Source organism: Euryhalocaulis sp. (genome assembly GCF_013911995.1).
GTDB lineage: Bacteria > Pseudomonadota > Alphaproteobacteria > Caulobacterales > Maricaulaceae > Euryhalocaulis > Euryhalocaulis caribicus.
On sequence record NZ_JACESD010000052.1, the window covers coordinates 1 to 20795 of the forward strand.

Sequence of the window (20795 nt, forward strand, 5' to 3'; positions counted from 1 at the left end):
TCCTGGAAGAGCGCCGCGACAAGATCGCCGACGATCTGGACGAGGCGGGCCGCCTGAACGAAGAAGCCAAGGCGGCGGCCACGGCTTATGAGAACGCGCTGGCTGACGCCCGCGCCAAGGCGCACACCATCGCCGCCGACGCCAAGGCCAAGATTGACGCGGAAATCGCCGAAGAGACCGGCAAGGTCGAAGCGGAGATGGACGCCAAGCACGAAGAGGCCGAGTCCCGCATCCGCGAGGCGAAAGCCGAAGCGCTGGCCCATGTTCAGGAAATTGCCGGTTCGGCGACCTCGGCCATTGTCGAGAAGCTGATCGGCAAGGCCCCGACGGACGCCGAAGCCCAGAAGGCCGTGAAAGCGGCCTCCCGGGGCTAGGGCGAAGGACGAGACGAGGAAACCGCTATGGCATTCATTTCTGATCCGGCCTTCATCGCGACTGTCGGGCTGATCCTGTTCTTTGTCGTCCTGTTCTATTTCAAGGTGCCGGGCTCGCTGGGCTCGCGCCTTGATGACCGCGCCCAGAAGATCGCGGACGAGCTGGAAGACGCCCGCCGCATGCGTGAAGAGGCGCAGGAGCTTCTGGCCTCCTATCAGCGCCGCCAGCGCGAGGCCGAGACCGAGGCGGAGACCATCGTCTCCCAGGCCAAGAAGGAAGCCAAGCGCATCCGCGAACAGGCCCGCAAGGACCTGGAGGACCGTCTGGAGCGCCGCGCGGTGATGGCCGAGGCCAAGATCGCCCAGGCCGAAAAACAGGCTGCCGCGGAAGTCCGCGCCGCCGCCGCCGATCAGGCGGTCGCGGCCGCCGAGGCCCTGATCCGCGACAAGCTGGACGAAAAGGGCCGCGACGCGATCCTGAAATCCAGCCTCTCCGATCTGGAAAAGCGCCTTAACTGACGCGATCCGCGGACATGCCCGATAAGATCAAGCCGCGCTCGACAGAGCGCGGCTTTCTTTTTGTGTGATGCCTGTAGCCGGTTGCTTCGCGGCCTAATTTTCCGAGGTTGTTTTCCGGCGGCGGGTGCGGCGCTGGACGGCGCGCACCCGGGCATGGACGCGCGGGTGATTGTGCAGCCACGCCATCACGGCGCGCCGGAAGCGCGGCACGCTGTGCATCAGCAGGAACGTGCCCGTGATGATCATGGGAAGCCCCAGCGGAATCGGCAGCGGCGTGATCGGAATGCCGAGCAGAATCAGCAGCACGCCGAACGTCGCCATGATGGGGCGGAGAATCAGTGCGATCATCAGTTTCGACGCGTCTTGAAGGCGCCGGCTCCTTTCTTCTCAAAACGGGCTGCAAGAAGTCTCACAGACCGCGGCTGAACGCGCGATGAGCATTCATGGTTGCCCTGGGGGTCGGGGTTCGATGAATATCGTCCCCCTTGTCTAAAGGCCTGCCCGGGGTCGCCGCCTGAAAGCCTGTTTCGCGATATGAACCGCTATCTCGTCAATATTCAGGCGCTTCGCGGCGTTGCGGCCAGTCTCGTCGTCCTGTCACATCTGGGCGTGGTAGAAGCCAAATATGGCGGAGATACGATCCTTCCCGGAGAGACCATACTGGGATTCTCCGGGGTCGACCTGTTCTTCGTCATCTCCGGATTCATCATGGTCCATGTCACGCGGGGCGATTTCGGGGCTCCGCGAAAGGCGGGGGCGTTCCTGTTCTCGCGCTTCACGCGCATCTATCCGCTCTACTGGCTGGTCAGTCTTTTCCTCATCGTCGTCTGGCTACGTTGGCCTGATATGGTGTTCGCATCGGCGACCGGAAGCCCCGATCTGATAAAATCCCTCGCCCTGTGGCCCGAAAGCCGCCCTCCGCTTCTGGCTGTGGGCTGGACCCTGATACATGAACTTTATTTCTATCTGGTATTCGCGGCGATGCTTCTGGCGCCGCGCCGCTGGCTGCCCGCCCTGCTGGCGCTGTGGATGGGCGCGGTGACGCTGGGCGCGCTGGCGGGCCTTGGCGGGGTCAGTCCGGAACTGGCTATCGTCTTTCACCCCCTGACGCTGGAATTCGTTCTGGGCGCCGCGGCGGCGCTGATTTTCCATGCCCTGCCCGGCGAAAAGCGCGCGGGGGCCGCCATTCTGGCGCTGGGCGTTGCGGCGTTCTGCGCCGCGCTGATCTATGCCGGCGCGAACTGGCCCGGCGCGTTCCCCGATCACTGGGCGCGGGCGCTGTTATTCGGGCCGCCGGGGGCGCTGATCGTCTATGGACTGGCGGCGATGGAGCATCGCGGCCGCGCCGCGCCCGCGTGGTCCGGCGTGTTCGGCGACTGGTCCTATGCGCTGTACCTGACCCATGTGCTGACCCTGTCGGCGCTGGGGCGGCTCTGGGCGCCCGTCGCCACTGGCGGGGCAATCGACAATATTGCGGCCCTCATCATCCTGTCCGCGGCCGCCATCGCCGCCTCCGCGGCTGCGCATATTCTGGCGGAAAAGCCAATGCTGCATGTCACGCGAACGCTGCGGCGGCGGATCTTCGGACGCAAGCCGGCATGGCGCGGCGCGGGCGCGCCCTAGGCCGCCCCCGCGCCTGCGCGAATGGCCAGCAGACCGATATAGGTCGCGTAGAGCAGCACCATCACCCCGCCTTCCAGACGGCTGATCCTGCGGTTCGTGAACGCGAAGAACAGCACCAGCGCGGTCGCGGCCAGCATCACCCAGACATCGGTTCCCGCGATGTCCGCCGGGGCTTCCATCGGGCGGATCATTGCGGTGACGCCCAGAATGGCCAGCACGTTGAAAATGTTGGAGCCGAGGACATTGCCCAGTGCGATATCGCTTTCCTTGCGGAAAGCCGCGATCAGGGACGTCACCAGCTCCGGCAGGGAGGTGCCGACCGCCACGATGGTCAGGCCGATCACCGTTTCGGGCACGGAGAAGCCGCGCGCCACCTCGATCGCGCCGAAGACCAGGAATCGCGCGCCCAGGATGGTGATGACGATGCCGGCGAACGCGATCAGCAGGGAACGCCAGAGCGGGGCTGCGCCCTCTCCCACCACCCCGCCTTCGCGTACGTGCAGGTCCGCTTCCTCCGGCGCGCCGCCGCCGCGCTCGCGCAGCCATGTCGCGAACAGATACCCCGCCAAGAGCGCGACGAAGGCGAGGCCTACCCAGCGGTCGAAACCGACTGTCAGCGCGGCCAGAGTCAGCGCGATGGCCGCGCCCGCGGCGATCAAGCCGTCCCAGCCCAGCGCCCGGCGATCACAGACGACCGGAAAGACCAGCGCGGACACGCCCAGGATCAGCAGGAAATTGGCGATGTTGGAGCCGACGACATTGCCCACCGCCACGCCCGGCGATCCGGCGAAGGCCGCCTGCAGGCTGGTCACCAGTTCCGGCGTCGAGGTGCCGAACCCGACCAGCGTCAGGCCGATGATCATGGGCGAAACGCCCAGCCGCCGCGCCGTCGCCACCGATCCGCGCACCAGCGCGTCGCCCCCTGCGGTGAGGAGCACAAGTCCGGCGATGATGGCGGCGATTTCCATGGACTATTCCGTTCAAGCGTCAAACAACAGGGTTTCTGGTAGCAGCGCCCGGCGCGGCCTCAAACGGCTTTCCCATCATTCCGCCGCGGCGGCGGGCTTCGCAGGGGCGGCCGGGCAGATTTCGCTGAGCGGAACAGCGCGCCCGTCAGGCTGGACGATGCGGACATGCCGCCGCTCCAGATTCCGGCCATGGGCGACGCCGCAGGAATGGGCGATCACGCCGATGCCGTATTCTATGCGTCCGACATAATTGGCCACCGATTTTGATTTCTGTTCCGGGTCCAGCCCGCCTTGCAGGCTTTCCTTGTGGGTGGTCACGCCCGTCGGACAGTTATTGGTGTGGCAGCGCATGGCCTGGATACAGCCGATGGAAAACATGAATCCGCGCGCCGAATTAACCGAATCCGCGCCGGCGCAATAGGCCCAGCTGGCCTCCGCCGGCGTGATCAGCTTGCCCGAGGCGATCACCTTGATGCGGTCGCGCAGCCCCTTGCGGATCAGCGTATCGACAACGCCGGGCAGGGACTGTCGGATGGACAGGCCCATATTGTCCATCAGCGGCATGGGCGCGGCGCCGGTGCCGCCCTCCCCGCCATCCACGGTGATGAAGTCCGGCGCGCTGTCCGGCCCGCGGCGATGGATTTCGTCGCAGAGGTCTTCCAACCAGTCATAGGATCCGAAGCAGGATTTGAACCCGACCGGCTTGTTCGCCACGCCCCGGACCCGCGCGATAAAATCCAGAAGGTCCGAATTATCGGCGATTTCCTCAAACCGGTTGGGAGAGATGGAATCGAGCCCGGCCGGGATGCCGCGAATTTCCGCAATCTCTTCTGTCACCTTGTCGCCGGGCAGGATGCCGCCCTTGCCCGGCTTGGCGCCCTGGCTGAGTTTCACCTCGATCATCTTCACCTGATCATGCGCGGCGATTTCGGCCAGACGTTCGTCCGACAACGAGCCGTCGGAATTGCGCACGCCGTATTTCGCCGTCCCGATCTGGAAGACGATGTCGCAGCCGCCTTCGAGGTGGTGCGGCGAGAGCCCGCCCTCCCCCGTGTTCAGCCAGCAGCCGATCTGGGCCGCGCCGCGTGAGAGCGCCTGCACGGCCGGCTTGGAGATCGAGCCGTAGCTCATGGCCGAGATATTGATCAGACGCTGCGTGCGATAGGGGTTTGGCGTCTGCGGGCCGAACACCAGCTCCGGCGGATCGTCATGGTCGCCGCCAGCGTCCAGATAGGGATAGGCGGCGTTGATGAAGACCGGCGTGCCGATGAGGTTCAGATTGAGGGTGGAGCCGAAAGGCTGGATGTTCTGCGCGCCCTTCGACGACTTGTAGACCCATTCCCGCTGGGCGCGGTTGAAGGGCATTTCCTCCCGGTCCAGCGCGAAGAAATATTGCCGGAAGAACTCGCCCAGCCGATTGAAGATGGTCCGGAAGCGGCCAATCACCGGATAGTTGTGCCGGATGGAATCCTGGCTTTGCGTGGCGTCGGCGATCCACAGGACCACCACGGCGAACAGGCCCGCCCCGATGCAGAAAATGAAAAGCGTGGCCAGGAAATCCAGCCCGCCCATCGTCAGTTCCTGAAGAAATTGCATCGCTAGGGACTCCCGGTCACGCTTTCCACGAACGGTTCTTTCTCTACCAAGCCTTCGCCACGGCGGCTAACATCGGTCACGGAATCGCAACGGGCGGGCGGACATGACAGACAGGATACTGGGCGTTCAGGCCCTGCGGGCTCTGGCCGCCTGCCTCGTGCTTTTTTCGCATATTCACTACATCGAGATGCGCGACCATGCGGAGGCCGCCGTTCCGGTCTTCCTGCTCTATGGCTATTCGGGCGTGGATCTGTTCTTCGTCATTTCCGGCTTCGTCATGGTTCTGGTCACGCGCGGGCGGCTGGGCTCAAAAACGCAGGCCGGGTCGTTTCTGTTCAGCCGGTTCGCGCGCATTTATCCGACCTACTGGCTGTTCTGCGGTCTGGCGGCGCTGGCCTTCGCCTTCACCGGGTCGCTGGCGGTGAAGCTGGAGGCCGGAAATCTGGCCGCGTCGCTGGCGCTGTGGCCGTCGGATGCGACGATGTTTCTGGGGCTGGCGTGGACGCTGGTTCACGAGATGTATTTCTACCTGGTCTTCACGCTGTTCATCCTGCTGCCGGGCCGCTTCCTTCCTTTCCTGCTGGCCGGGTGGGCGGCGGTGGTGCTGGGCGGTCAGGCGCTGGGCGCGGGGGAGGCCCGGCCCGTTATCCGCCTGATCTTCGACCCGCTGACGCTGGAATTCATCGCCGGGGCGGTCGTGGGCCTGCTGTTAACGTCCGGGCGGCGCGCCGGTGCGCATGTCGCGCTGGCGCTGGGGCTGGCGGGCCTGATCCTTGGCATGGGCGCCATCGGGCCGGAGCAGGCGACCACGGGGACGGCGACAAACTGGCCCCGCACGCTGATCTTCGCGCCGGCCTGCGCGCTGATCGTCTATGGCGCGGTGGGGCTGGAGCTGGACCATGGCTGGCGCGCGCCGGGATGGGCGGTGCGGCTGGGCGACTGGTCCTATTCGCTCTATCTGGGCCATTTCCTTGTCATTTCGGCCCTGTCGCGACTGTGGGCGCCGGTCTCCGCGTCCGGAACGCTTTGGGATAACGCGCTTGCAGCCATTGTGATGGCCGGGGCCTCGGTCATGCTGGCCTGGCTGGCCTTCACCTTTTTCGAGCGGCCGGTCATCGGCGCGGCCGCGCGGCTGCGCAGCCGGATATTCGCGGCGCGCAAGCCCGAAGGCGGGCGCATCGCCTCCCGCATCTGGTAACCGGGCCGCGCGGTTCTGGCGCGGCCCGGCGCCCGGATCAGATCTCGTCCGGATAGATCGGCTGAATGTCCACCGGGATGCCGCCCATCGAGTTCAGGACCGCCCGCGCATTGCCGTCCAGACGGGCATATTGCTCGAAAAAGGCTTTCATGCCGTCATAATCGCCATCGCCCTGCAGGCGGATGAGGTCCCCCGTCAGGTCGGTGACGGCGCCTTCCAGCGCGTCATAATCGACGCGGTAGCGGTTCTCTTCAGCGACCCACTCAAAAGCGCCTTTCTCCTTGTAATAGGAGTATTGCAGCGCCGCGCCGCGGCCGTGCGCCTCGTCAATGCCGAAGCGGACGGCGCGGAAAATGCCGGCGAAATAGGTCGCCAGCAGCTCGTCCCGCTCAGCCTCGGGCAGCTCGCCCTCATTCATCATGTAGAGGATGTTATAGACGCCCATGACGTCCGCCTTGGCTTCTTCCGACGCGGAATAGACCTCTTTCAGCTCGGCGCTGACGGTGGTCTCGCGGCCATCAAGGGTGATCGTGCCCGGGCCGAGGCTGTGGCTCAGCTCATGGAACAGCGTGTTACGCTGCATATAGACCCGCGACACCAGGTCCGCCTGATCGGCGACCAGAACCTTGTCCGCCATCGGCGACAGGATGCGGTCATATTTCGCGCCCAGCACGTTTTCCAGGATCACCTTCTTGGCGCCCTTGGCCTCGCGCACGCGCTCGTCATTGGGAAGATTGAAGGCGATGGTCTGCACCCCCGGCACATTGTCGCCGCCGCCATGGACCTGATCGGCCACGACGATGGGCGATTCAAAACCACGCTGGAAATTCTTGTAGGAATCCTCGACCGGGAGGTTTTCCTCCATGTCGCGCAAATGCGCCTTGTACTTGTCCAGCGCCGCGCTTTCCTCGGGGTCCTTGACCGTGATGAAGGCCTCGAACGCCGCTTTCTGTCCCAGCAGGCGGTCCGTATAGACCTCGTAGGGGCCGATCACGACCTCGATGGGCGTGCCTTCCAGGTCCATCCACGCCATGTCGGAGTCGAAATAGTCGTTCGTGCGGAACGCCTCGGCCCGCAGGTTGAGATAGTTTTTCAGGCTTTCATTGGAGGTCGTCTCCGCCGCCTGGCGCAGCAGATCGGCGGCCTGTGACAGCTTGCCGGCGTAGAACTCGGAATACGGGATCGCCTCCAGGCCGCCATCATCGGTGCGGCGGATGACGGTATAGGGGTCGGTGAAGGCGTCCGCCTGGTCGGGGTGCTCATCAACCCAGGTCTGGAATTCCTCACGCGTCATGTCTTCGGGATAGAAGCCCGCGCCCAGCGGCAGTTCCTCGTCGCCATAGAAGGGATGATATTCGTCCAGGCTGTCCCAGGCGCCCAGATGCAGGTCGTACATGTCCAGCAGGCGGCCGCGATTTTCCGGATCGCTCCGGGCGATTTCGGCGCGCATTTCCTGATTGCCCTCGCGGATCTGGCGGACATAGAGATCGGTCATGATCTCCGCGGCATCGATCAGGATATTGACGACCTCGCGCTCTTCCTCATTCAAGAAGGAGACGTCGGGGTTCATCTCGATGCGGGCGATCTTGGCGCGCTGGGCCTTGATGTCATAGGCGGCCTCGGCGGCGGAAGCGGTGTCTTCGGTGGCTGTCCCGTCCGCGCCCGCTTCGTCCATCGCGTCCGCCTCATCGGCGGGATCTGCGTCCTGCGGCAGGGTCTCGCCCGCCGGGGCCTCGTCTTCCGGCGCTTCGGGCGCGTCAGACCCGCAGGCGGCGAGAAGGGCGAAGGCGGCGGAGGAAAGCAGCAGAGCGCGCATGGAGGGCCTCTTTTCAGGCTGTGAATATTTGGCGCGGAGCATAAGGGCTGGGCGGAATGCGCGCAAAGGCGTCTGCATGGCCGGCGGGTTACGGTTTCACGCCGGATTAAGCGGTGTTTGGGATGATGGGCCGATGAACAGCGACGAACTGCCGGAGCGATTGGTCATCTACAGCAGCCGCTGGAAGATGGGTTTAGTCGCGCTGGGGTGTGCAGGATTTGTGGTCGGTTGTCTCGCCATTCTGATTTTGGACGATCCAAGTGTTGTCGACTACGCCTTCTGCTTTCTCGGGCTGGCGTTCTTTGGCTGGGGGATATCTGTCTCCATCCATGCCGTGTTTAAGCCCGCGACCCTGATACTCAACCGGAACGGCTACACGATTAACGCGCCCTTGAAGCCTAGCCGTCGGATCGAGTGGGACGATGTTTCGGAGATCAGACTGCAAACGCATTGGCTCTCCAAGGCCGTCATCCTTCGCTTCAAATCAGAACGGCGGCCAGTAGGACTCCTGTTTCAATTCAACAGACTTCACGGGATCGGGACAGGACTCCAGAGCGGTTGGCGAATGAAGCCCGAACGAATCGCCGAGACGATGCGCGCCTTTCATGCGCGTCACGAGCGGTCCTGACGGCATTGCCGATAATTTTCCTCCCTCGCCCCCGAAAGGGGGAGAGGGTTTTGAGCGCCCAATCCGGCAACGGATTGGTCTGCGCGAAAGGGAGAGGGGGACCTCTCCGGATTGGCGCTTTGTTCTGAAGCCACCCCCTCTCCCATTCCGTCAGCCAAAGCCCTTCGGCCTTTGGGACGTCATTGCCCTCTACCCCCATTAAGGGGGCGAGGGTTTTTCTCTTTCACTCTCCACCTCTCTTCACCGTCATCCTCCGGCTTGACCGGAGGACCCAGGGAACGTCGGGCGCAAAGACTTCAACTGGGTCCTCCGATCTTCCCCCGGCTCAAGGCCGGGGTCCGTCGGAGGATGACGGGTTTGTTTGGTGTTTTCGGTTACGCGTTTGGCTCCACGGCGCGTTCGCCGCAGAGGTTGGGGAAGAGAAACACGAGGGTGGTGCGGCGCGTCTTTCGGGACGCCGGTGACCGTGTGTTTGTATGTTTCGCGTCCACAAAGAGACGCGCCGCGCGGTTCTTTTGCGGAGGGCGGGAGTCGCCTCGACCGGCCTCTCCATCCGCTTTCCGCCAGAGTCTTAATAGCCAGGGCATTTCAGCCTCAGACTGGCGCCTGGCGGTGCGCCGGGACGTAAGCCCTCTGGTCAGAGAGCCCCGTATCCCGGGAACCGCGTTCAACTCCGTCCCTCGGGCGACCGGATCCGAAGCCCCTCGCATGACGGCGAACACCGCAGAGTATGGCTCAGGTAGGAAGCCGGTCGGATTGTTTTTGATTTATCCCCTAAATTGTCATCCCGCACGGAGCGCAGCGGAGATGCGGGATCTCGGCGAAACTTGCGCGCTTGTTCGCCGGGATCCCGGATCAAGTCCGGGATGACAGGGAGAGGGGGTGGTGGATGATAGGGAGGTTGCGTTGTCTTCTGTGACGGCCCTTCGAGATGCCGCGTCCTTGGCGCGGCTCCTCAGGGTGAGGGTGATGGAAGCGTGGGTTAGGACAACGCTTTCAATCCCCAACCCTTAGCCTGAGGAGCCCGTGAGGGCGTCTCGATGGCGGGGTCCGGAGGGCGCGAATTTGCCCGGGAAATCTGGACGAATATCCGCGCCTAGAGCGGGATGTTGTCGTGTTTTTTCCAGGGATTTTCGAGCTTCTTGTTGGCGAGCGTTCTTAGCGCCTTGGCCACGCGTTTGCGGGTGGAGTGGGGCATTATGACGTCGTCTAGATAGCCTCTGGAGGCGGCGACGAAGGGGTTGGCGAAGCGGTCTTCATAGTCCCTGACGTGTTCGGCCATCTTCTCCGGATCGTCGGCGTCCTTGCGGAAGATGATCTCGGCCGCGCCTTTGGGGCCCATCACGGCGATTTCGGCGGTGGGCCAGGCATAGTTGATGTCGCCGCGCAAATGCTTGGAAGCCATGACGTCATAGGCGCCGCCATAGGCCTTGCGCGTGATGACGGTGACTTTCGGCACGGTGCATTCGGCATAGGCGAACAGGAGCTTCGCGCCGTTCTTGATGAGGCCGCCATATTCTTGGCGGGTCCCCGGGAGGAAGCCCGGAACATCCACGTAAGTCACGATCGGGATATTGAAGGCGTCGCAGAAGCGCACGAAGCGGGCGGCCTTCTTGGAGGCGTCGATATCCAGCACGCCGGCCAGCACCATGGGCTGGTTCGCCACGAAGCCGACCGTGGAGCCTTCCACCCGGCCGAAGCCGACCACGATGTTCCTGGCGTATTCGGGAGCGATTTCCATGAAGTCGCCTTCGTCGGCGGTTTTCACGATGAGTTCGCGGATATCGTAGGGCTTGTTCGGATTGTCGGGGACGAGCGTGTCGAGGCTGTCCTCGAGCCGGCCGGGATCATCGTAGGATTCGCGCTTGGGCGGCTTTTCACGGTTGTTCAGCGGGAGGAAGTCGATCAGGCGGCGCATCTGGGTCAGCGCCTCGAAATCATTGTCATAGGCGCCTTCGGCGACGCCCGACTTGGCGGCGTGGACCTTGGCGCCGCCCAGCTCCTCATGCGTGACGACCTCGTTGGTGACGGTCTTCACAACGTCCGGGCCAGTCACATACATGTGGGAGGTGCCGCGCACCATGAAGATAAAGTCCGTCATGGCCGGGGAATAGACGTCGCCGCCGGCGCAGGGGCCCATGATGACGCTGATCTGCGGCACCACGCCGGAGGCCAGCACGTTGCGCTGGAAAATCTCCGCATAGCCGCCCAGCGCGTCCACGCCTTCCTGGATACGGGCGCCGCCGGCGTCGAACAGGCCGATGATCGGCGCGCCGTTGCGCATCGCCATGTCCTGAATCTTGGTGATCTTCTCGGCGTGGGCCAGCGACAGGGAGCCGCCGAAGACGGTGAAATCCTTGGAGAAAATATAGACGAGGCGGCCATTGATGGTGCCGGAGCCGGTGACCACGCCGTCGCCGGGAATCTTCTTGTCCTCCATGCCGAAATCGCTGCAGCGATGTTCGACGAACATGCCGATTTCCTCGAACGAGCCTTCGTCGAGAAGGATCTCCAGACGCTCGCGCGCGGTCAGTTTGCCCTTTTCGTGCTGGGCTTCGATGCGGCGCTCTCCGCCGCCCTGACGCGCTGCTTCACGCTTGGCCTCAAGGGCCTCCAGGATCTCTTTCATCTATGTACGGCCCCCGGCTCGACTGTGTTCTTTTCGCTCGGGCAAAGGGTTAGCGCGAAAGGCGCGGGCGGGGCAACGCGGGAGTGCGCTCAACCCTAAATCGCGGTTTGACCGGACGCCGCCTTCAGGGCTAGTCAGGAAGACTGTACCGGGGAGGGGAGCCCATCATCATGATCAGAACGCTTGTCGCCGCTTGCGCGGTTCTCGCGGCCGCCGCCGCGCACGCCCAGACGCCGCCGCGCGAGGCCTATACGCATCTGCCGGACATGGCGGCCGCGGAAATTTCGCCCAATGGACGGATGATCGCCGCCTATCGGCCGCATGAGGGCACGCAGGCGCTGTTCATCTATAATACCGGCGAGATGACCGAGCCGGTGCGGGTGATCAAGGCGCCGGAGGACATGTTCCTGTCCGGCCTGACCTGGGCCAGCGACAATTACGTGCTGATGCAGGCGCGGGAGACGCGCAAGATCCAGACGATGGAGGGCATGTTCACCTTCACCGAGTCGGTCGTGGTTTCCGTGGACGTGGAGCGCGGCAAGGCAAACGTCCTGCTGAGCGGGGAGCGGGTGTTCAGCGGCAGCCTCGGCAATATTCTCAGCTATCTGCCGGACGATCCCGAGCACATCATCATGCTGGGCCTGCGTTATGACGCTTCATCGGCGCGCAGTTTCACGCGGGTCAACGCCAGCGGCGGGCATTTCGAACTGGCCGTGTTCCGCGCCAATCTGGGCAATAGCGGCGGCCGGCGGCTGGACACCGGAAGCGACAACACGATCGACCTGGTGACCCACCCGGACGGCAGCGTCATCGCGCGGGTGAACTATGACCCGGAGACGCGGGTCTATGAAATTTTCCGGGGATCGAGCGGGTTCGACAGCGTCTATCGCAAGGAAGACACCCCGATCCGGCCGTTCACCGTTGTCGGGGCGCTGGATGATTCCAGCCTGGTGGTCGACGCCTATGGCGAGGACGGATTCAGCGGCCTGTTCGAGCTGAATATGGACGAGGGAATGATCGAGCGGATCGCCACCGCCCCCGACGGGCATGACGTGGATTACGCGATCGTCGACCCGTTCCGGAACGAGATCGCCGGCTATGCCTATCGCGACGACTTTTCGCGCCAGCATTATTTTGACGAGGAACTGGAGAAATACCGCGCCGCGCTCGACAAGGCGCTGCCGGACGAACATGTCTCGCTGACCTCATGGACACGGGACCGCAAGCGTTTCCTGGTCTATGCGGAGGGGCCGCGTTTCTCCGGGTCCTACAGCCTGTTCGACACGGAAACGGGTCAGCTGGAGGTGATCGGGTTCAACCGGCCGATGCTGCCGCCGGAGAAAATGGCGCAGGTCGAGGCGTTCGAGTTCGAGGCGCGGGACGGGATGACGATTCCCGCCTATGTGACCTATCCGCTGAACGCCGACCCGGCGTCCGGGCCGTTCCCAACCGTGATCCTGCCGCATGGCGGACCGGAGTCGCGGGACACGGCGGGGTTTGACTGGATCGCGCAGTTCCTGGCGAGCCGCGGCTATGCCGTGCTGCAACCCAATTTCCGGGGATCGTCTGGCTATGGCGCCGATTTCCGCGATGCGGGCTATGGCCAGTGGGGCGCCGCGATGATCGACGATATCGTGGACAGCGCAAACGCGATGGCGGCGCAGGGCATCGCCGATCCGCAGCGCATGTGCGCGCTGGGCGCCAGCTATGGCGGGTTCGCGGCGCTTTCTCTTGGGATGCGGGACGATCTGGCGCTGGACTGCGTGATCAGCGCCAATGGCGTGACGCATCTGCCGATGCTGGCCAGCGAGACCCTTGCCGGCGGAAACCCCACCGAGGGAACCAACTATCTCAAGCTCTATATGGGCGACCGGATTACCGACGATGCGCGTCTGCGCGCCTGGTCGCCGGCGCTGAACGCCGCGGCCTATGACGAGCCCGTGCTGCTGGTCCATGCAGAGGACGACACGACCGTGTCCTATGACCATGCCGGGGTGATGCGGGCGGCGCTTGAAGATGCGGGGGCGGATTTCGACTTCGTCACCCTCAAGGGCGACGACCATTATTTCGCCAGCGAGCGCAGCCGGGAGGAGTTTGCGGCGCTGGTGGAGAGCTTTCTGGCGGAAAACCTGCGCTAGGCGCCGCGATTGGCGGCGATGAAGGCGTCGGCCTCGGCGATGGCGCGCTCCATTTCCGCGATCAGGCGGGCGACGTCGGCCTCCAGCTGGCCGGTTTCGGCGCTCAGCGAGGCGATGGCGCGGGCGTTCAGGTTATGCTTGAGGAATAGGACGCGGTCCTCGAAGATTTCCAGCACCGGGTCCATGCGGGCCGCGGCCGCGCGCATCTGCGAGATCAGGCTGGCGTAGCGGGCCTCGGTCTCGCGCAGGCGCCGGGCGCTGGTCTCGCGCAAGGACGGGTCCTGATAGGCGTCCAGCTCGGCCCGCCATTCGCGGAACAGGTCTTCGGAGACATTCTCGACCGAGTTGATGCGGTCGCGGACCCGCTGGGCGTCCGCCTCGGCGCGGTTATATTCGGCGCTGAGGCGGTCATAGGCGGATTCCAGCTCGCCGCCATTGATGTCCACGACCGAACGGAACGCCTCCAGCGCGCTCTCGAACTGTTCTTTCGCCTCTTCCTGGCTGTCGCGCGCCGTCTCGACGCGGCCGACAAGGATGTCGCGCTTCTCGTATCCCAGTTCCTCCATCGCGCCGTAATAGGCGTTGGAGCAGGCGCCAAGGCCTGAAACGAGGGCGAGCGCGGTCAGCGCGAATGTCAGTCGCTTCATCATGGTCTCAGACTATGCCGGTCTCCGATGAATGTGAAATGACCGGCTATCGCGCCGGGCGCAGGACTAGGGTTTCGGTCGATTCCGGAGCGTTCTGCGGCGTCCAGTCATAGCGGATCTCGAAATATTCGCCGTCGGCCCAGGGTTCGGCCAGGTCGCGGTAATGCTTCGACAGGAAATGGCCGGACTGCCCGACGGGCGAGATGAATTGCGACTCATTGAGGTCGGCGAGGTCGTAGATCGCGCGATAGCTGGCGCCGTGGAAGGCGCGGAAGTCTTCGCGGGAATAGGAATAGTGAGCGACATTGACCGTGGTTCCATCGCCCGGCGCGGGAACGCGGGTGGAGAAGATGCGGTCGAGGAAGGAGGAGGCCGCGAACGGATAATGGGCGAAATAGGCCGGATGCGCCTCGCCCCAGCTCCAGTTTTCAAGGTCTGGGCCGTATTGTTCGGCCAGCACGGCGACGGCGCGGTCCAGCGCCGGGCCGGCGATGTCGGTGCAGGACTCCCGCAGCTCGGTCCGGGAATCGTCGCACCAGCCGGGCGCTTCGCCGGACAGGACATTGACGATGAACTGCTCGCGCGGACGGTGATAGACGATGAAGGCCTCGCCCAGATCGTCCTCATAGATGGCGCGCGACAGCTCCTTCATCCATTCGGCGAAGATCAGCGGCTCCGGCCAGCCGCGGCGCATCTCGCCGTTCCAGCCGCGCAGGCGGCGCAGGGATTCCTGTCCGTTGGCGGATTCGGGGCGGGCCTCCCAGAGATGGGGCAGGGCGTCGGTCGCCCAGCCGGAAACGACATCGGTCTGGATGGCCCGGAAATCGGCCTTGTCCAGCCGGCGGTCGGCGGTCAGCAGGTCGGTGATGCGCGCTGCGCGGAAGGGCGGCGACCAGCTTTCTGTGAGGAAATAGGGATAGCCGTCCGGCGGGATCTGGTTATTGGCGGTGACCACCATGCCGTCTTCGGGATTATAGGTGCGGGGCAGGTCCTCGAACGGGATCTGGCCAGTCCATGACCCGGATTCGTCGCGCAGCGGCGCGCGGCCGGGCGTGATGAAACCGATATTCCCGGCTGTGTCCGCGAACACGATATTCTGCATCGGCACTACGAAATTGCGCAGGGCGGCGTTCAGGTCGTCCCAGCTTTCGGCGCTGGAAATCCGGCGGCCCACCGTGGAGGTGAAATCGTCCGGATCGTCCAACGGGGAGACGAGGATGGCGGCGGTGTCCAGCGGCTGAATCTGCGCGGCGTCGAACCAGTCGCGGGGCAGGACCACGCCGTCCGCGGTCTTGCGAATCTTTAGCTCGACCGGCTCCCCGCCTTTCACGCGGATGGTCTCGGTGTCTTCCGAAACGAGGTCGAGACCGGCCTCTTCCGCCGTGACAAGGTCCATCACGTCCGTGCCGGTATTGGTGAAGCCCCAGGCGATGCGGCCATTATGGCCCAGCACGATATTGGGCGCGCCGGGCAGGGTGGCGCCGACCTGCGAGCCTTGCGGCGTGGTCATGCGCGCCAGATACCAGACGCCGGGCGTGCGGTGGCCCAGATGCGGGTCATTGGCCAGAAGCGGCGAGCCGGACGTGGTGTGCTGGCCCGAAACGACCCAGTTATTGGAGCCTTCGGGTTCTTCCCCCATGGGATCGCGGCCGGCCTCGACCTCTATCGCGGTGTCGGCGGCTTCGCCGGAATAGTTCACCTCGTCTTCCGAAAGCGCGCGCACGCCGTCTTCCGGATAGGGCGGCAGGAAGGCGCGGGTTCTGGCCTGACCGAGGACGGAGGTCAGCCGGGCCCGCGGCGCGGCGCGCATGGCTTCGCCCGTGACGAGGTCGAGCGCGATCGCCTTGTAGATCAGGATCGTGTCGGCGACCGTCCAGGGCTGCGGCCTGGTTTGAAGCAGCAGGAATTCCGGCGGTCTGGAAAAGCCGTCTGACGCCATGAAGGCGTTCACGCCGTCGGCATAAGCCTGAAAATAGGCGCGGTCATCTTCCGGCAGGCGCGTGGCCAGATCGTCTGACGCGGCGGCAAGGCCATAGATGCGCATGCGGGCGTCATTGGCGACCGCGTCCGGCCCCAGCATGGCGGCAAGCTGCCCGCGAACCGCGGCGCGCGTGAAATGCATCTGCCACAGGCGATCCTGCGCGTGGGCGACGCCCAGCGCATAGGCCGCGGCGTTTGCGTCGCTGGCGAAGATGTGCGGCACGGCGTTGGCGTCGCGCACGATATAGGCGGGCTCTGACAGGCCCTCCAGCGCGATCTCGCCCTCGGTCATCGGCAGCGAGGCATAAAGACGCCACACGAACCATCCCGCCGCGACGATCACCAGCGCAATCGCAATCAATATGATGCGACGAATCCATCGACCCAGTGCCGCCATTTGAAGCTGTCCCCCGACCTGTCGTCCCTTTTGCGGTCAGGCCGGTTTCACGGCCGCCGCGCCTTGCCTATGGTCGCGCAAGGTTCGTTGAACAGCATTAGAGGGTTTCGGCCATGGCTCGGCAAGTCGCGTTTCTCGGTCTCGGCGTAATGGGTTTTCCGATGGCGGGGCATCTGGCCGCCGCCGGACATGATGTGACGGTGTGGAACCGCACCGGCGCCAAGGCGTCCGCCTGGGCCGAAAAACACAAGGGTCGGGCCGCGGATACGGCAAAAGAGGCGGCGAAGGACGCTGAATTTGTCTTCATCTGCGTCGGCGATGATCCCGATGTGAGAGCCGTGGCGGAGCCGGCGCTGGAGGTGATGGAGCCCGGCGCGATCATGGTTGACCACACCACGGCCTCTCCCGCGCTGGCGCAGGAGCTGGCGGAGGCGGCCGGCTCCAAGGGCGTGGGATTTCTTGATGCGCCGATTTCAGGCGGTCAGGCCGGCGCCGAGAACGGCCAGCTGACAGTTATGTGTGGCGGCGAAGAGTCTCACTATCGCGCGGCGGAGCCCATCATGGACGCCTACGCCAAGGCGTGTTCGCTGATCGGCCCGGCCGGGTCCGGGCAGCTGGCGAAATGCGTCAACCAGATCTGCATCGCCGGGATCGTCCAGGGCCTGTCCGAGGGGCTGAACTTCGCGCAGGAGGCGGGATTGGATCCGGCAAAAGTGATCGGGGCGATTTCCAAGGGCGCGGCGCAAAGCTGGCAGATGGAAAATCGCTGGGAAACGATGGTGAAGGACGAATTCGATTTCGGTTTCGCGGTTGACTGGATGCGCAAGGATCTCCGCATTGCGCTGGACGCGGCGCGTGAGAACGGCGCCAGCCTGCCGGTCGCCGCGCTGGTCGATCAGTTCTATGCCGGGGTGCAGTTACAGGGCGGGGCCCGCTGGGATACGTCCAGCCTGATCGCGCGGCTGCGCAAGTCCTGATACTGACCGGAACGAAGGGGGCGGGCGCCCCGTTTATGCCTCCAGAACGAACGCGAAGGAGGCGTAACAATGAAAATGCTGAACAAAACCGCCATTCTCGCTACCGCTGCATCCCTGGCGGCTGGCGCGGCGCTTGCGCAAAGCCCCTATATGCGGGCCGACAACAATGTGATGACCGATCTGGGCGTCACCGCCGGACAGATTGAGGATGCGGACCTGATCAATCCCGCCGGCGATGAGCTGGGCGAGGTCGAGGCCGTTCTGGTCGATCAATCCGGCGCTGTTGTTTCCGTGCTGGTCGAGCTGGAAGACGATTTCCTGGACGCCGAGCGCGTCGTGGAGCTGCCGCTGGCCGGCCTTGTCGCCCAGGAAGACGATGATTTCTTTGAAATCTGGGATGACGAGATCGACCTGGTGACTGAAATGTCGGTCACCGAACTCAATACCCTGCCGAGCTGGCCTGAAGAATAATACAGGCTTTCAGCCAGGCTGACATTTCTGACGGGCGGGCCATTTGGTCCGCCCGTTTTGAATCTTGCGGAATTTTAATTCGGTCGTTTGCATCCGGAAGGGCTTTCCCCCGCATCCAACAGGGCAGAAGATCAGATGTCTTGAGGAGGGAGACCCCATGAAAACCATTTACCGTACAATTCTGCTCGGCGGCATTGCCACGTGCGCGGCGAACGCTTCACAGGCGCAGGAGATCGTAATCGACGACGTGTTCGGCGCGATTGTCTGGACGGAATCGGACACCGTTTCTGTGACCGTCGAAAATCCCGGCGACCTTGTTGAAACGCCGAAAGTTTCACAACGGGGCGACGGATATGCTGTCGAAGGCGACCGCCGCAAAATGCGCAGCTATAGCTGCCGCAGCCGCCGCGGCGGCGATCTGCAGATTCGCGTGTCGCGATTTGGCGATTATCACCCGATTGAGGATTTTCCCGTCATCCGCGTTTCCGCCCCCGCCAGCGCCAGCCTGAAAGTCACCGATTCCATGGTGCACGGCGAGACCGGCGACTTGTCGTCCGCCGATGTGGAAATGGATGGCTGCGGCCGCCTGACCCTGGGTGATGTTTCAGGCGATTTACGCGGCAAGATTGACGGATCCGGCGACATCGAAACCGGCGATGTCGGCGGCGACGCCGTATTGAAAATCTCCGGCTCTGGCGATCTAGCGACCGGATCTATTGCCGGGTCCGGCAAGTTCACGATCAGCGGGTCAGGCGATATCGAGACCGGCGCGGTCGCGAATGGCGGCGATCTTAGCATTGACGGCTCCGGCGGCATTTATGCCGACCGGATAGATGGCCCGCTGGAAGCCAGCGTGAACGGCTCCGGCGACATTGAGGTCGATGGCGGCGAGACAACGTCCTTCAAGGTAACCATCGCCGGATCGGGCGATGTGAGTTTTGACGGGGCTGTGACCAATCCGGAAATCGCCATCATGGGCTCCGGGGATGTCTGGGTCGCGTCCTATAGAGGCAAGGTCGACAAGCGGATCATGGGCTCTGGCGATTTCAGCGGCGATTGCGCCGGCTCGTGCTCTTAAGGCGCGCTGAGGGAAAAAGATCATGAAAACCATGTTGATCCTGTCGGTTGCAACACTGACCGCGGCGCCGGCTTTCGCGCAGCAAAGTGGCACTTACGAAGCCGAGGGAATCGTCATTTCCAACTTCCTGGGCGAGGTCGAACTGACCAATAGCGGCAATGCGGAAACCACCGTGACGCTGACCCGCGGAGAGGATGAAGATGCGCCCGGCGCGTCCATCAGCTTCGAGGACGGCGTGCTGCTGGTCCGGGGCGAGTCGCGCGATCTGGGCGATGAATATGATTGTGGCAGCGATGGCGACCGGTCCGGCTATCGCGAGGACGGCCCCTTGTTCTTCAAGGGCAAGTTCCACGACGCCAGGGAAGCCAACACGCTGACCATCTCCGCCCCGGAATCGGTGCTCTTGCGGATCGAGGATTCGATCGCCGCGACCGATATTGAAACCGTTTCGGGTTTCGATCTGGAAACCAGTGAGTGCGGACGGCTGGAGGTCGGCGCCGTTCGCGGCGACACCCGCTTCGACATCAGCGGCGTTCAGGATATCGACCTGGGCGAGACGCAAGGCTTCACCGCCGATATCTCGGGCGTGGTTGATATAATCGTCGGGTCGGTGAACGGCCCGGTGGAGATCGAACTGAACGGCGTCGGCGATATCACGATCCGGGATGGCCGGGCCGATCCGCTGGAAGTCGATATGTCAGGCGTCGGGGACGTGTCCTTTGGCGGGCATGCGGTGAATCCCGACCTGAGCATGACGGGAATCGGGGAGATCAGTATCGACACCTATGATGGCGACCTGACCCGCAACCGTACGGGAATTGGCGAGATCAGCGTCAACCAGGCGCAATAAAACGCCGCTCTAGCCGACGCCATAGGCGACTATGGCGTCGGCGACCCGTTTGAAGCCGGCAATGTCCGATCCGGCGACATAGTCCAGCGGTTTGCAGTCCTTGTCCGGACACGCGTCGCGGCACTTGTCGTGAATTTCCGACATGATCCGGCGCAGGCGCTGGTCGACCTCTTCACGGTCCCATTGAAGACCAACCGCGTTCTGGGAAATTTCCAGCCCCGAGACCGCAACGCCGCCGGCATTGGCGGCCTTGCCGGGGACAAAAATCACGTCTGATTCCCGGAAAGCCTCACGGGCCTCCTCGGTGCAGGGCATGTTCGCGCCCTCCGCGATGGCTTTGACGCCGTTATCAATCAGGGTTTTCGCGGCGTCTCCGTCCAGTTCGTTCTGGGTGGCGCAGGGCAGGGCAATATCGCATTCCACGCCCCAGGGCGTCTTGTCCTTATGAAATTTCGCGCCCTTGATATCGCCCGCGACGTCTTCCAACGCGCCGTGCTTCTTCAGCTTGCAACGCTTGATGGCGTCCAGCGCGTCCTCGTCGAGACCTTCTTTAACGTGCAGCAGGCCGCCGGAGTCGCTGACCGTGACGACTTTCGCGCCTTCCTCCATGGCTTTTTCGGCGGCGTACAGGGCGACATTGCCCGCGCCGCTGATCGCCACGGTCTGTTCTTTCAATTCCAGATCGTGATGGGTCAGCGCGTTTTCCAGGAAATAGATCAGGCCGTAACCGGTCGCTTCCGTCCGCTCGGCGCTGCCGCCAAAGGCCAGACCCTTGCCGGTGAGCGAGCCCTCGAACGTGTTGGTCAGGCGAATGAAATGGCCGAACAGGAAGCCGATTTCGCGGCCGCCCACTCCCATATCGCCCGCCGGAACATCGGTATTGGGGCCGATATAGCGGTAGAGACC

At 63.8% G+C, this 20795-nt stretch carries 18 protein-coding genes; 10 read left to right on the forward strand and 8 right to left on the reverse strand.

The features are described from left to right. Both H2040_RS12115 and atpF read left to right on the forward strand, forming a co-directional pair. The coding region (locus H2040_RS12115; protein WP_287157687.1) for a F0F1 ATP synthase subunit B family protein at window positions 1–374 on the forward strand (374 nt) is incomplete at its 5' end. Window positions 375–401: 27 nt separating this feature from the next. Further along, complete coding sequence (gene atpF / locus H2040_RS12120) at window positions 402–893, forward strand: F0F1 ATP synthase subunit B (protein ID WP_287157690.1); 492 nt, start codon at window positions 402–404, stop codon at window positions 891–893. Window positions 894–986: 93 nt separating this feature from the next. On the opposite strand, the gene H2040_RS12125 is transcribed toward atpF, so the two are convergent. After that, on the reverse strand, window positions 987–1241 hold the full coding sequence (locus tag H2040_RS12125) for a hypothetical protein (RefSeq protein ID WP_022699033.1): 255 nt from the start codon (window positions 1239–1241) through the stop codon (window positions 987–989). 186 nt (window positions 1242–1427) lie between these two features. On the opposite strand from H2040_RS12125, the gene H2040_RS12130 reads away from it, so the two are divergent. Beyond that, on the forward strand, window positions 1428–2516 hold the full coding sequence (locus H2040_RS12130) for an acyltransferase family protein (protein WP_287157693.1): 1089 nt from the start codon (window positions 1428–1430) through the stop codon (window positions 2514–2516). Here the strand turns inward: H2040_RS12130 and H2040_RS12135 are convergent. After that, window positions 2513–3484 carry a calcium/sodium antiporter gene (locus tag H2040_RS12135; protein ID WP_287157695.1) on the reverse strand — a complete coding sequence of 324 codons (972 nt, stop codon included), beginning with the start codon at window positions 3482–3484 and terminating at the stop codon, window positions 2513–2515. The genes H2040_RS12130 and H2040_RS12135 overlap by 4 nt on opposite strands. 75 nt (window positions 3485–3559) lie before the next feature. After that, a complete protein-coding gene (locus H2040_RS12140; protein WP_287157697.1) occupies window positions 3560–5080 on the reverse strand; it encodes an FMN-binding glutamate synthase family protein in 1521 nt (506 codons plus the stop codon). Window positions 5081–5183: 103 nt separating this feature from the next. Here H2040_RS12140 and H2040_RS12145 point away from each other — a divergent pair, with 103 nt between their 5' ends. Beyond that, window positions 5184–6278, forward strand: a complete 1095-nt coding sequence (locus H2040_RS12145) for an acyltransferase family protein (protein WP_287157699.1) — start codon at window positions 5184–5186, stop codon at window positions 6276–6278. A gap of 37 nt (window positions 6279–6315) precedes the next feature. Here the strand turns inward: H2040_RS12145 and H2040_RS12150 are convergent, their stop codons facing one another. Then, the gene (locus H2040_RS12150; protein WP_287157701.1) at window positions 6316–8094 is read right to left on the reverse strand and encodes a DUF8614 domain-containing protein; all 1779 of its coding nucleotides are present in this window, start codon (window positions 8092–8094) and stop codon (window positions 6316–6318) included. Window positions 8095–8170: 76 nt separating this feature from the next. On the opposite strand from H2040_RS12150, the gene H2040_RS12155 reads away from it, so the two are divergent. Beyond that, window positions 8171–8722 (forward strand): STM3941 family protein, encoded by a 552-nt coding sequence (locus H2040_RS12155; protein ID WP_287157703.1) that lies wholly within the window; start codon window positions 8171–8173, stop codon window positions 8720–8722. A 1096-nt stretch (window positions 8723–9818) separates the two neighbouring features. On the opposite strand, the gene H2040_RS12160 is transcribed toward H2040_RS12155, so the two are convergent. Then, entirely contained in the window at window positions 9819–11351 is a 1533-nt protein-coding gene (locus H2040_RS12160; protein WP_287157706.1) for an acyl-CoA carboxylase subunit beta, read from the reverse strand. Window positions 11352–11521: 170 nt separating this feature from the next. On the opposite strand from H2040_RS12160, the gene H2040_RS12165 reads away from it, so the two are divergent. Further along, window positions 11522–13489, forward strand: a complete 1968-nt coding sequence (locus H2040_RS12165) for an alpha/beta hydrolase family protein (RefSeq protein ID WP_287157708.1) — start codon at window positions 11522–11524, stop codon at window positions 13487–13489. Here H2040_RS12165 and H2040_RS12170 read toward each other — a convergent pair. Beyond that, window positions 13486–14136, reverse strand: a complete 651-nt coding sequence (locus H2040_RS12170; RefSeq protein WP_287157710.1) for a DUF2959 domain-containing protein — start codon at window positions 14134–14136, stop codon at window positions 13486–13488. The two genes, H2040_RS12165 and H2040_RS12170, sit on opposite strands and share 4 nt — an antisense overlap. A gap of 46 nt (window positions 14137–14182) precedes the next feature. Continuing rightward, complete coding sequence (locus H2040_RS12175) at window positions 14183–16513, reverse strand: penicillin acylase family protein (RefSeq protein ID WP_287157712.1); 2331 nt, start codon at window positions 16511–16513, stop codon at window positions 14183–14185. Between the two features lie 113 nt (window positions 16514–16626). On the opposite strand from H2040_RS12175, the gene H2040_RS12180 reads away from it, so the two are divergent. From H2040_RS12180 to H2040_RS12195, 4 genes are all read left to right on the forward strand, one after another. Further along, window positions 16627–17490 carry an NAD(P)-dependent oxidoreductase gene (locus H2040_RS12180; protein ID WP_287157714.1) on the forward strand — a complete coding sequence of 288 codons (864 nt, stop codon included), beginning with the start codon at window positions 16627–16629 and terminating at the stop codon, window positions 17488–17490. 69 nt (window positions 17491–17559) lie between these two features. Further along, window positions 17560–17961: a hypothetical protein gene (locus tag H2040_RS12185; RefSeq protein ID WP_287157716.1), complete on the forward strand. Its 402-nt coding sequence runs from the start codon at window positions 17560–17562 to the stop codon at window positions 17959–17961. 157 nt (window positions 17962–18118) lie between these two features. Next, complete coding sequence (locus H2040_RS12190) at window positions 18119–19039, forward strand: GIN domain-containing protein (RefSeq protein WP_287157718.1); 921 nt, start codon at window positions 18119–18121, stop codon at window positions 19037–19039. A 22-nt stretch (window positions 19040–19061) separates the two neighbouring features. After that, on the forward strand, window positions 19062–19889 hold the full coding sequence (locus tag H2040_RS12195; RefSeq protein ID WP_287157720.1) for a hypothetical protein: 828 nt from the start codon (window positions 19062–19064) through the stop codon (window positions 19887–19889). A 9-nt stretch (window positions 19890–19898) separates the two neighbouring features. On the opposite strand, the gene H2040_RS12200 is transcribed toward H2040_RS12195, so the two are convergent. Continuing rightward, the coding region (locus H2040_RS12200; protein WP_287157722.1) for a dehydrogenase family protein at window positions 19899–20795 on the reverse strand (897 nt) is incomplete at its 5' end.